Genomic DNA, 11,924 nt, shown 5'->3' with positions numbered 1-11,924 from the left:
TCGGTACCCTTCCTCAGCTAGTTTACTCCCTACCCCATGCGCTGGCGCCCGTTGTTGTTGTTTGCGGCTGGCTTTTGCGCGGGGCGGCCGGCGGGTGCCCAAGTGGCCCCGGCTGCCTCGCACGCCATCGAGCGCCCCGTGCCGCTGAATGCGGTGCGCGTGACGGCGGCGCACCTGCGGCGGCGGGTAGTGGGCAATTCGAGCGATTCGCGCTGCACGTTCTTTTGGCCTGATTACAATACACCCGGCAACCAGGTGGGCCAGCGCCTGCACCTGGCGCGGCCGGGCTGGCTGGAAGCAGTTTCGTTTCACGTGGCGGCGTGCAGCTACGACAGCCTCTTTTTGCGGGTGCAGGTGTATGAGATAGACCAGGAGTTTCCAGCAGCGCTGCTGCTGCGGCCGGTGGCCGTGCGGCTGGCGCGGGCCGACCTGGCCAACCGGGTGGTGCTCGACCTGCGGCCTTATCACGTGTGGCTCAGTGGCGACGCGGTGGTGGCCCTCGAAATACTACGGGCGCAGGGGCCGGGCACGTTGGCCTTTTCGGCGGCAATGGTGCCGGGGCCAAGCTATGAAATCGACCTGCCCGGCGACAGTACCAACCGTAATATTCCGCCGCGGGGCGCTAGCCGGGGGGCGGTGCCCTGGCAGCAGAGCCCCACTACCCCCTGGCGCAAAACCAGCCTGTTCAGCATTGGGATAAACGCGACTATTCTGCAAGAATCCCGTTAAGAAATTCCTTTTTCTACCCCTGCTTATGAAAGCTTACCAGCTTGTTTTCCTCGCTTCGGCCCTCCTACTAGCGGCCCCTACCCCCCCGGCCGCGGCCCAAGCGGCCAAGCAGCCCACGGTTATTCTGTTTGTGGGCAACAGCTTTTTTCACGGGGCTTTTGAGCCAGTGCTGAGCTACAACACGGCGGCCGTGACCGACGAAAATTTTAGGCCTACCGAGCCGCGCAGCCCACGCGAGCACGCCGATGGGCCGTGGGGCGGCATTCCGGGCATTTTTAAGAAGCTCAGCGACGAGGCGGGCTTCAACTACGAAGTGCACCTGGAAGCCATTAGCGGGCAAACGCTGCAGTTCCATTACGACAATGCGCTGGCCGTGATTAAGCAGCCCAAGTGGGACTGGGTGATTATGCACGACTACAGCACCGGGCCGGTGCCCGCGCGCCACGGCGGCCAGCCCGCTCGGTTTTTCACCTACGCCACTAAGTTGGAGCAGGCCGTACACGAGGTGAATCCGAAGGCTAAAATCTACCTCTACGAAACCTGGGCACGGGCCGACCTCACCTACCCAACCGACAAAAATTACACCGGCCTACCTCTCGACTCGATGACCACCGACCTGCACCGCGCCTATTACCAGGAAGCCGCGCAGAACCGGGGCTTTGCGGGCGTGGCCCCGGCTGGCGATGCCTGGCTGCGCGCCGTGCGCCAGGGCCTGGCTGACCCCAACCCCTACGATGCCGCCGAGCCCGGCAAAGTGGACCTTTGGGGCCGCGACCATTACCACCCCAGCATCTACGGTGCCTACCTCAACGCCTGCGTGGTGCTGGCCGAAGTAACTGGCTACGACCCGCGCCGGCTGGGCGCGCAGGAGCAAGCCGCCGCCGCGCTGGGCATTGCGCCCGAGGTGGCGGTGCGGCTGCAAAAAATCGCCTACGAGCAAGTACGGGCCGGGCGCAAGGGGTAGGGCCGCCAACCGGAAAAACGGTGCCCGTGGGCACTGCGGCTACCTAGCCCCAGGCGTAGCGGGTGGCCCACTCGGCGCTGAGGGCAGGCAGGTGCGGCGAGCCATCGGCCAGCCACTCGAAGGCCGACTCGGCGTCGGAAAAGTACTGCGACTCGAAGCGGATGGCCGGCTGCACCAGGTCATGCAGGGCGTCGATGGCCAGCTGGTTGTGCACTTGGCTGCTGTCGATGGCCAGCACCAGGCGTTCGAGGGGCAGGGCTACGAGGCCGGGCATCCAGTGGTCGCCGAGCCACGCTTGGTCGGCCAGCGGCAGGTCGGGTACGCTGTTCATATCCAGCAGCAGGTGAAGTACTTGCCGCTCATGCAGCAGGGCCATGAGCTGCGTGGCGCTGGGCCGCAGCTGGCGCTGGTCGCTGCGCGGCAGCCATTCGAGGCGCAGCACGTGCAGCGCAGGGTCATGTTGCAGGCAAAAGTTGGGAATGTGACGAAGAAGCATAAGAAGCACGGGGCGCGAACGAGCGAAGGTAGCAGGTGGGCGGGCGGCAAATAACATTGGCGAATAAATTAATACCCCTCGGCTACAACCTTATTATCAGTATCTTATAATACTTCTCAAAATAAAATAGCGACACAGTGCCCGGCGTAAGCCGTGAATGGCGGGCGGCCCTACCCCCCCTACTGTCCATTATCGGACGCAATGCCCGCTACCGGACGCATTTCGGCGGGTGCAGCAGCCCAGTTAATTTGTTAACTATTTAAAATTCAATAACTTAATTCAATGGCACGGGGCTTGGCTTTAGTAGGGAGAACTACCTTGCTACTTGCCCGCTCATGGACAGAATTATTGACACCGCTACTCAACACCGCCGCCGGCTGCGAACCTGGCTGCTCGGCGTGGGGGCGCTGGCCGCGCTGCTGGCGGCCGGCTGGGGGCTGCGGGCGGTGCTGCAGCCCAGCCTGCGGCGGAGTGATATTCTCACGGCCCGCGTCGAAACCGGCGACGTAGACGCCACGCTCACCGCCGCCGGCACCATCATTCCGGCGCGGGAAGTGGTCATTACCAGCCCCATCCCGAGCACGGTGCGGCGGGTGGCGCTGGCGGTGGGCGCGCGGGTGCAGCCTGGCCAGCTCATCCTGGAATTGGATAAAGACCTGGCCGCCTCGGCCCTGGCCAAGCTCGATGATGAGCAGCTGCGCAACCAGAACAAGAACTCGCAATTGCAGCTGGCGCTGGACCGCAGCCTCACCGACCTGGCAGCCCAGCAGCAGAGCCAGGATTTGAAAGTGAACAGCCTGGAATCGGCGCTGCGCGATGAGCAGCACCTGCTGACCATTGGGGGCGGCACCGCCGAGGCCGTGCGCCAGGCCGAGCTAGGCCTGCGCACCGCCCGCCTCGAAGCCCAGCGCCTGCGCCAGCAGCTGGCCAACCAGCGCCGCTCCAGCCAGGCCGACCGCCGCGAGCTGGGCTACACGGTATCCATGCAGCAGCGAAGCATAGCTGAGCAGGCCGCCAAGCTGCGCCAGGCCGACATCAGCAGCCAGCTACCCGGCGTGCTGACTTGGGTGAATGACAACCTCGGGGCCACCGTGCAGGCCGGCGACGCCCTGGCTCGCGTGGCCGACCTCAGCCGCTACCGCGTGCGCGCTACGCTTTCCGATAGCTATGCCGACCAGCTGCACCCCGGCGATGCAGTGCTGGTGCGCCTGGGCCCCGGTACCGACCTGCGCGGCACCGTGGCCAGCATCAGCCCAGCCGTGGATAAGGGGGTAGTGACCTTCTACGCCACCCTCGAAAACGACCACCATCCGGCCCTGCGCGCCAACCTGCGCGCCGACGTGTTCGTGATAACCCGCGCCCACCGCGGCGTGCTGCGCCTCCATAACGGCCCCTTCTACCAGGGCGGCCAGGAGCAGCCGGTGTTCGTGCTGGCGGGGGGTAGGGCCGTGCGGAGGGTAGTGCATTTTGGCGATAGCAATACTGATTACGTGCAGGTGCTGAGTGGCTTGAATAAGGGTGAGGAAGTAATTGTGTCGGATATGAAGGGATTTGTGGATACGCCGGAGCTGCGGGTAGAGTGAGGGGTAGGGAGCGCCCTAACGCTCTACCTCACCCCCCGGCCCCCTCTCCTTAGGAGAGGGGGAGCCTGACGAATTACAACTACAATTTCAAAAAGCTTGGTCGTGCGCTTTACTCTTAAACAATCGCTGTTTACTCGGCAGTCGTTCGGCTCCCCCTCTCCCGAAGGGGAGGGGGTCGGGGGGTGGGGTAGGGCATTAGGTCAGCTAGTTATCCTCTTAATAATCAACCTCACTGCCCCTGCCCAAACCCTCACCCTACCCCTGCTCATCCAGCAAACGCTGGCCACGGCCGCGCCCGGCCAGCAGGCCCGCGCCGCCCGCGAGGGCGGCTACTGGGCCTACCGCGCCTACCAGGCCAGCTACCGGCCGCAGCTGGCGCTGCAGGGCATAGTGCCGAATTTCAACCGGGGTATTGAGCCAGTAAAGCAGCCCGACGGCACCACGTCGTTTAGGGCGGTGCGCTACAACTACTCGCAGCTGGGCGTGAACCTGACCCAGAACATCGGCCTCACCGGCGGGCAGGTGGTGATGGGCTCGCAGGTGCAGCGGTTCGATGATTTTATTCGGGACGAAAAAAATTACAACAACCAACCTTTTACCCTGGGCCTGACCCAGCCGCTAGGCTACTTCAACGCCCTGAAGTGGGACCGCCGCATCGCGCCGCTGCTGTACCAGGAAAGCCAGCGCCAGTACCTGGAAGACCGCGAGGCCATTGCCCAGCACGTCACAGAGCTGTATTTCGACGTGCTCCTGCAGCAGGTGAACGCCGCCGTGGCCGGCCAGAACGCCCAGGCCACCGCCGAGCTGCTGCGGGTGGGTAGGGAGAAATACGCCTTGGGCCGCCTCTCCCAGAGCGATTTATTACAATTAGAATTGAACCTCCTGAACGCCCAGCAGGCCCAGGCCCAGGCACTACTCGATGCCGAAACCGCCACCGTGAGCCTGCGCACCTACTGCGCCCTCCCTACCCCCGACCCCACCACCGAAGCCGCGCCGCTGGCCGTGCCGCCCCCCGCGCCCGCCCTGGCCGTGGTGCCCGCCGAGGCGCTGGCCCAGGCCCAGCAGCACCGGGTGGCGGTGCTGGCCCTGGCCCGCCGCCAGCTGCAAGCCACCCGCGACGTGGCCCAGGCCCGCGGCACCACCGGCCTGCTAGCCACCCTCACCGCTAACCTCGGCTACGTAAACCAGGCCCCGTATCTGGCTGATAGCTACCAGGCTTTACAAAACCAGCAGCAGGTGGCGCTCGCCTTCTCCCTGCCCCTCGTGGACTGGGGCCGGCGCCGCGCCACCATCCGCACCGCCGAGCTGGCCCGCGACCAAACCCAGGCCGCCGTGAGCCAGGACCAGCGCAGCTTCGAGCAAACCGTGCTCACGCAGGCGTCCCAGGTGCCCGCCCTAGCCAGCCAAACCCGCCTGGCCGCCCGCGCCGACACGCTGGCCCAGCGCCGCTACGCCATCACCCGCGCCACCTACGAGGCCGGCCGCCTCTCCCTCACCGACCTCACGCTGGCCTCGGCCGCCAAGGACTTGGCGCGGCGCGGCTACATTCTGGCCCTGCGCGCCGGCTGGGTGGGCTATTATCGCCTGCGCGGCCTCACGTTATTTGACTTTGAAACCCAGCAGCCGCTGGCGGCGGAATAAACTACCCGCGCCGCCTTCCCCGACATTAACTATCCCAACTTGCTCCATGTCCCTCCCTACCCCCTCCGAGCCGCCCGTTATCCGGCTGGCCAATATCGAGAAGGTCTACCAGACCAAAACCATCGAAACCGTGGCCCTCAGCGAGGTCAATCTCACTATTAATCGCGGCGAGTTTGTGTCTGTGATGGGGCCCAGCGGCTGTGGCAAATCGACTTTGCTCAGCCTGATGGGCCTGCTCGATGAGCCCAGCAGCGGCACTATTGAGATTGACGGGCGGCCCGTAACCACGTACTCCGATAAGGAACTGGCGGGCCTGCGCAATCACAAAATCGGCTTCGTTTTCCAGAGCTACCACCTGATAAACGACCTCTCGGTGCGCGACAATGTGGAGCTGCCCTTGCTCTACCGGCCGGGGGTAGGCGGCGCCGAGCGCCGCCGCCGCGCCCTGGCCGCCCTCGACCAAGTGGGCCTGAATGCCCGCACCGGCCACTTCCCGGCGCAGCTTTCGGGCGGGCAGCGGCAACGCGTGGCCATCGCCCGCGCCCTGGCCGGCGCGCCCGAAATCATCCTGGCCGACGAGCCCACCGGCAACCTCGACTCGGTGATGGGCGAGGAAATAATGACCCTGCTGCTGGGCCTCAACCGTGACCAGGGCACCACCCTCGTCATGGTGACCCACGACGAGCAGCAGGCCCTGAAAACCCAGCGGCTCATCCGCTTTTTCGATGGGAGACAAGTGGCGTAATTGAATTTTATAAAGCGGTCATGCTGAGCTTGTCGAAGCATCTCTACCGCACTGTTAAACGGTACCCGAACGACGCGAGCGAGATGCTTCGACAAGCTCAGCATGACGTTCCTTATTACTTAAAAAATCATGCTCCTTTCCTACCTCAGAATTGCCTGGCGCGGCTGGCAGCGGCGCAAGTTCTTTACCGGCATCAGCTTATTTGGTATCAGCTTCACGCTGATGATGCTGGTGGTGCTGTTTGCCCTTTTCGACCACGCCGTGGGGGCACGGGCACCCGAGTGGCACACCGACCGCCTGCTGTTCATCAACCGCATGGTGCTGCGCGGCCCCGAGTCGCAGGGCTCGTCGAGCTTAAGCTATGCCTTTTTGGAGCGGCAAGTGCGCTCACTGCGCACTCCCGAGGCGGTGGCTATCAGCGAGGCCTACCCCACCAACGTGGCGCTATACGTGGGCCAGCAGGCCGTGAAGGCCGACCGCCGCTACACCGACGCCAATTTCTGGCGAGTGCTGGATTTTGACTTTGTGGCGGGCCGGCCCTATAATTTTGCCGAGGTGCGCGACGCCGCCCACGTGCTGGTGCTCAACGAAACGCTGGCGCGCCGCAGTTTCGGCACGGCCGCCGCGGCGGTGGGGCAGGCTTTCCAGTTCGAAGGACGACCCTACCAGGTGGTAGGCGTGGTAGCCGACGTGCCCACCTCGCGCGAGCTAACCTACGCCGAGTGCTGGGTGCCCATAACGACTACTAACGTTGGCCTTACTAACGTTGACCTGCGCAGCGCCAATTACCTGGGCGAGTTCCAGGCTATTTTGTTAGCCCGGCATGCCGCCGACGTGCCGGCCATCCAGGACGAGTACCAGCAGGTACTGCGCCGGTTACCCATCCCCGACCCACAGCAGTACAAGGAAATTCGCTCCTACGCCCGCACCCTGCTGGCCCACTACATGGCCAGCCACGACAACGAGGCCGACCAGAGCGGCGACGCCGGGACCTTCTGGCGGCGCTGGCTGGGCCTAGGGCTGCTATTTATGCTACTACCCGCGCTCAACCTGGTCAATATCAACGTGAGCCGCACCCTGGAGCGCGCCGCTGAGATTGGGGTGCGCAAGGCCTTTGGGGCCACGGCCGGCCGACTGGTAGGGCAGTTTCTGGTCGAGAACGTGCTGCTGACGCTGGTGGGCGGCGCGCTGGGCCTGGGGCTGGCGGCGCTGGTGCTGCACCTGCTCAATACCAGCCAGTTTATTCCCTACGCCCACCTGGGCCTCAGCGGCCGCGTGTTTGGCGTGGGGCTGGGGCTGGCCCTGGTGTTTGGGCTGCTCTCGGGCGCCTACCCCGCCTACAAGATGTCGAAGCTACCCGCCAACCAAGCCTTAAAAGGACGCCTTGCCGCATGATACGCCACGTACTTACCCTGATGTGGAATCGCCGCCGGGCCAACGCCCTGCTGATTCTGGAAATATTTCTGGCCTTTCTGGTGCTGTTTGCGGTGGGCACCATTGGCACCAGTCTTTGGCAGAACTACCGCGAGCCCCTGGGTTTCCGCTACGACAACGTGTGGCAGGTTAACTACTCGCCCGGCACGCAGCCCAAGGCCGAGGCGCTCGGCACGCTGCAACAGGTGCTGGCACGCCTGCGTGCCACGCCCGGCGTGCTGGGCGTAGCCGTAACGATGGCCAACACGCCGTTCTCGTTCAACGACAGCCGCACGGCTATCGACTTTGCCGAACGGCCGGATGGCCCCAAGCGCCCCATCAGCAATATCAACTCCTACGCCGTGGGGCCGGAGCTGCGCGACGTAGTGGGCCTGGAAGTGACGGCGGGCCGCTGGTTTGACCAGCGCGATGCCGTGGCTGGCGCGCACCCACCGCTGGTTATTGACGAGCAGATGCAGCGCGCGATGTATCCGGCGGGAGAATCGGCGCTTGGCAAACTACTGACCCTGAACGACAAGCAGCAGTGGCGCATCGTCGGGGTGGTGCGCGCCTATCGCACCGACGGGGAGCTGAAGGAGCCGCTGCCGGCCATCTTTGGGCCCCTCTCCCCGGCCGATACCCTATTCCTACCGCAGTCGCTGCTGGTACGGGTGCAGCCCGGCAGCGGCGCGGTGCTTGAAAAGCGTGTCACCGATGACATTCGCCGCATCGGGCCGGATTGGACGAGCACCGTGCGCACTTTGTCCGAGATGCACGAGAGCCAGTTCAAGCAGGTCATTACCAAGCCTTTGCTGCTAAGCGTAATGAGCGTGTTCCTGCTTATTAATGTGGCACTAGGGCTGTTTGGGGTGCTGTGGCTGGCCATCAGCGCCCGCCGCTCAGAGCTAGGCGTGCGCCGGGCTATGGGGGCACCAGCTGGCGCCATCGCCCGCCTGATAGTGGGCGAAACGCTGGCCCTCACCACCTTCGGGCTGGTACTGGGGCTGCTGGTGGCGGTGCAGTTTCCACTGCTGGGGGTATTCAGGGAGCGCACTAGCGTGTACCTCACGGCCATGGGGCTGGCGGCTAGCGGGCTCTACCTGCTGGCGGCGGGCTGCGCGCTGTACCCGAGCAGGCTGGCGGCGGGCATTCAGCCGGCGGTGGCCTTGCGCGAGGAATGAGGGGGTAGGGCGGGCGTTGGGGTAAGATTTGGGCGGGTTGGGATAATCTTTTTGCCGCAGCCGGGCAACGGGCGGCACCTTTGCCGCATCTCACTCGCCAGGCAGCAAGCACCTTACGAGCCCCGATTTATTTTTTCCTACCCCCGTAACGAACGCCCAACTGCCCCGGTACCCCATCCAACCTCTCACCGACTCCCTCCCGCACCTTATGAAAAACGTTCTGCTGACCGCCCTTCTTTCGCTGCTGGCCCTGGGGTCGGCCCTGGCCCAGACGCGGGCCGTGCCGGCGTTTCACGCCATTAAGGTGAGCGGCGGCATCGAGCTGACTCTTACGGCAGGCGCGGCCCAGCGCGTGGAGGTGAGCACCGAGCCGGCCGAGCTGGCCCAGTACCTGACTACCATCGTGGAAGACGGCACGCTGGTGTTGCGCTTCGAGCACCCCAATGGCAATGTGCGGAGCCAGCACCTGCGCGTGGCCGTCACGGCCGACCAGCTCACGGCCCTCACTGCGGGCGGCGGCGCGGCCGTGACGGCCCGCGGCGCGTTTGCCGCGCCTACGTTTGTGCTCGACGCCTCGTCGGGGGCCGCCGTGAAGGCCGACCTGGCCACCAGCGACCTGACGGTGCGCGAGCACGGCGGCAGCGTCGTGACTCTCAACGGCCAGGCAACCAAGCTGCTGCTGGACGCCAACGGCGGCTCCGTATTCAGCGGCAACGACTTGGCTACTACCACCTGTCAGGCCCAGGCCAACGGCGGCAGCATCGTGCGGCTCAACACCAAAGACAGCCTCACGGCCACTGCCAACGGCGGCTCCAGCATCAAGTATCACGGCTCGCCGCAGGTGACGAAGCAGGCCAATGGCGGCAGCACCATCAAGGGCAGCTAGCGCTTGGTAATCACACCTTTTTTTCATCTCTTTCTCCACTACTTCTCATGAAAACCCTGCTGCTACCCGCCCTGCTCTGCCTCGCCGCCCTGGCCCCCGCTTTTGCCCAAAGTGCCCAGACGCGCACCGTGCCCACCTTCCACGCCATTAACGTGGGCACCGGCATCGAGCTGGTTCTCACCGCCGGCCACAGCCAGCGCGTGGAGGTGAGCGCCGCCACTACCGAGTACCGTGACCGTATCGAAACCACCGTAAGCGGCGGCGTACTCACACTGCGCTACAAGCAGCCCGACGGATTTTTCAACTCCTTTGACCGCACCAACAAGCACCTGCGCGTGGCCGTGACGGCCGACGAGCTGACCGCCCTCTCAGCCCACAGCGGCTCGGAGGTGCGCACGGCGGGCGACTTCGACGCGGCCGAGTTCAAGCTCGACATCTCGTCGGGGGCCAGCGTCAAAACCGACCTCGACACCCGCAGCCTCACCGTGCGCCAGAGCAGCGGCAGCACCGCCGACGTGCGCGGCCGCGCCACCAACCTCGACGTGCGCAGCAGCAGCGGCGCTTCCTTCGATGCCAAAGACCTGCACACCGAGCGCTGCCGCGCCGAGGCCAGCAGCGGCAGCTCCATCACGGTGGCCGTGAAGGACGACCTCGTGGCCCAGGCCAGCAGCGGCGGCAGCATCAGCTACCGCGGCAACCCCCAACTGACCAAGCACACCAGCGGCGGCGGCGGCGTCAGCGGCCGGTAGGGGTAGATAGGCAATGGCCATTTGTCATTGCGAGCGAAGCGCGGCAATCGCACCCGAACGACATTCACACGATTTCGTTTGGGTGCGATTGCTGCGCTTCGCTCGCAATGACAAATGGCTGCTGCTTTTTACAGAGATAATTACCTATGCTCCTTATTATTGACGACGACCTCGCCGTTCGCACTTCCCTGCGGCTGCTGCTCAAGCAGGCCGGCTACGCCGCCACGGCCGTAGCCGGCCCGGCCGAGGCAGTGGCCGCCGTGCGGGCGGCGGTGCCCGATTTGGTGCTGCTCGATATGAATTTTTCGGCCGATACCAGCGGGGCCGATGGCCTGTCGCTGCTGGCCGAGCTACAGGCGCTGGCGCCGCAGGTGCCGGTGGTGCTGCTCACGGGCTGGGGCAGCATCGCGCTGGCGGTGGCGGGCATGAAGGCCGGCGCCGCCGAATTCGTGACCAAGCCCTGGCAGAACGAGGCGCTGCTCCAAACCATCGGCACCACCCTGGCGCTGGCCGCGCCGGCCGGCCCTACCCCCCTGGCGGGCCGCCAGGCACTGAACAAGCAGTTTGATTTTCAGCATATTATCGGCGACGACCCGCAGCTGCTGGCCGTGCTGCGGCAGGTAGGCCAGGTGGCCGCTACCGATGCCTCGGTGCTGATTGAGGGCGAGAGCGGCACCGGCAAGGAGCTCATTGCCGAGGCGCTGCACCAGAACAGCCGCCGGCGCGGCGGTCCTTTCGTGAAGGTGAATTTGGGCGGCATCTCGTCCTCGTTGTTTGAGAGCGAGCTGTTTGGGCACCGGCGCGGGGCCTTCACCGACGCCCGCGCCGACCGGGTGGGCCGCTTTGAGCTGGCCAACGGCGGCACCATTTTTTTGGACGAAATCGGGGAGCTGGAGCTGGCCAGCCAGGTAAAATTGCTGCGCGTGCTGCAAGACCGCACCTACGAGGTGCTCGGCGACTCGCGCCCCCGCCGCCTCGACCTGCGCGTGGTGGCCGCCACCAATAAAAACCTAGCTGAGCTGGTGGCCCAGGGCCGCTTTCGGGAGGACCTGTTTTACCGCCTCAACCTCATCACGCTGCGCCTACCCCCCCTGCGCGAGCGGGCCGCCGATATTCCGGCCCTGGCCCGGCACTTCGTGCAGCAGCTACAAGCCACCTACCAGCGCCCCGGCCTGCGCCTGAGTCCGGCCGCCGCCCACTGGCTGCAAGAGCAGCCGCTGCCCGGCAACATCCGCGAGCTGAAAAACCTGGTGGAGCGCGCCGCCCTCACCACCATCCACGACGAGCTGACGCCCAGCGATTTCCAGGCGCCCACTGCCCGCCCTACCCCCCTCGCGCCAGCCGAGCTGCCCGCCCCCGGCACCATGACCCTGGAGGCGCTGGAGGAGCAGATGATTCGCCAGAGTGTGGCGCACTATCAGGGTAATTTGAGCCGCGTGGCGCGGGCGTTGGGGCTGAGCCGGGGGGCGTTGTATCGGCGATTGGATAAGTTTGGGATTCCGTATAGCGAGTAGGCAGGTCGCCCTCCATCGGGTAC

General features: G+C 65.1%; 11 protein-coding genes. 10 read left to right on the top strand and 1 reads right to left on the bottom strand.

Annotation, left to right across the window (positions count from 1 at the left end):
* Positions 1-36: 36 nt before the first annotated feature.
* Positions 37-729 (top strand): hypothetical protein, encoded by a 693-nt coding sequence (locus E4631_RS03995; RefSeq protein ID WP_133659928.1) that lies wholly within the window; start codon positions 37-39, stop codon positions 727-729.
* Positions 730-754: 25 nt separating this feature from the next.
* A complete protein-coding gene (locus E4631_RS03990; protein WP_133659929.1) occupies positions 755-1,693 on the top strand; it encodes an SGNH/GDSL hydrolase family protein in 939 nt (312 codons plus the stop codon).
* Between the two features lie 43 nt (positions 1,694-1,736).
* Here E4631_RS03990 and E4631_RS03985 read toward each other — a convergent pair whose 3' ends face one another.
* Positions 1,737-2,189: a hypothetical protein gene (locus E4631_RS03985; RefSeq protein ID WP_133659930.1), complete on the bottom strand. Its 453-nt coding sequence runs from the start codon at positions 2,187-2,189 to the stop codon at positions 1,737-1,739.
* A 335-nt stretch (positions 2,190-2,524) separates the two neighbouring features.
* Here E4631_RS03985 and E4631_RS03980 point away from each other — a divergent pair, with 335 nt between their 5' ends.
* The 8 genes from E4631_RS03980 (at position 2,525) to E4631_RS03945 (ending at position 11,901) form a co-directional block, all read left to right on the top strand.
* Complete coding sequence (locus E4631_RS03980; protein ID WP_133659931.1) at positions 2,525-3,772, top strand: efflux RND transporter periplasmic adaptor subunit; 1,248 nt, start codon at positions 2,525-2,527, stop codon at positions 3,770-3,772.
* A 102-nt stretch (positions 3,773-3,874) separates the two neighbouring features.
* Complete coding sequence (locus E4631_RS03975) at positions 3,875-5,413, top strand: TolC family protein (RefSeq protein WP_133659932.1); 1,539 nt, start codon at positions 3,875-3,877, stop codon at positions 5,411-5,413.
* A gap of 46 nt (positions 5,414-5,459) precedes the next feature.
* On the top strand, positions 5,460-6,158 hold the full coding sequence (locus E4631_RS03970; protein WP_133659933.1) for an ABC transporter ATP-binding protein: 699 nt from the start codon (positions 5,460-5,462) through the stop codon (positions 6,156-6,158).
* A gap of 129 nt (positions 6,159-6,287) precedes the next feature.
* Complete coding sequence (locus E4631_RS03965; protein ID WP_133659934.1) at positions 6,288-7,553, top strand: ABC transporter permease; 1,266 nt, start codon at positions 6,288-6,290, stop codon at positions 7,551-7,553.
* A complete protein-coding gene (locus E4631_RS03960) occupies positions 7,550-8,752 on the top strand; it encodes an ABC transporter permease (RefSeq protein WP_133659935.1) in 1,203 nt (400 codons plus the stop codon). Before E4631_RS03965 ends, E4631_RS03960 begins: the two co-directional genes overlap by 4 nt.
* Before the next feature lie 208 nt (positions 8,753-8,960).
* Positions 8,961-9,638, top strand: a complete 678-nt coding sequence (locus tag E4631_RS03955; RefSeq protein WP_133659936.1) for a head GIN domain-containing protein — start codon at positions 8,961-8,963, stop codon at positions 9,636-9,638.
* A gap of 47 nt (positions 9,639-9,685) precedes the next feature.
* On the top strand, positions 9,686-10,387 hold the full coding sequence (locus E4631_RS03950) for a head GIN domain-containing protein (RefSeq protein ID WP_133659937.1): 702 nt from the start codon (positions 9,686-9,688) through the stop codon (positions 10,385-10,387).
* A 146-nt stretch (positions 10,388-10,533) separates the two neighbouring features.
* Positions 10,534-11,901 (top strand): sigma-54 dependent transcriptional regulator, encoded by a 1,368-nt coding sequence (locus tag E4631_RS03945; RefSeq protein WP_133659938.1) that lies wholly within the window; start codon positions 10,534-10,536, stop codon positions 11,899-11,901.
* Positions 11,902-11,924: the final 23 nt, after the last annotated feature.

The organism is Hymenobacter sp. UV11, assembly GCF_004684095.1.
Classification (GTDB): Bacteria; Bacteroidota; Bacteroidia; order Cytophagales; family Hymenobacteraceae; genus Hymenobacter.
Note: the sequence above shows the minus strand (reverse complement) of the source record. Positions and strands in the feature narration are given on the sequence as shown.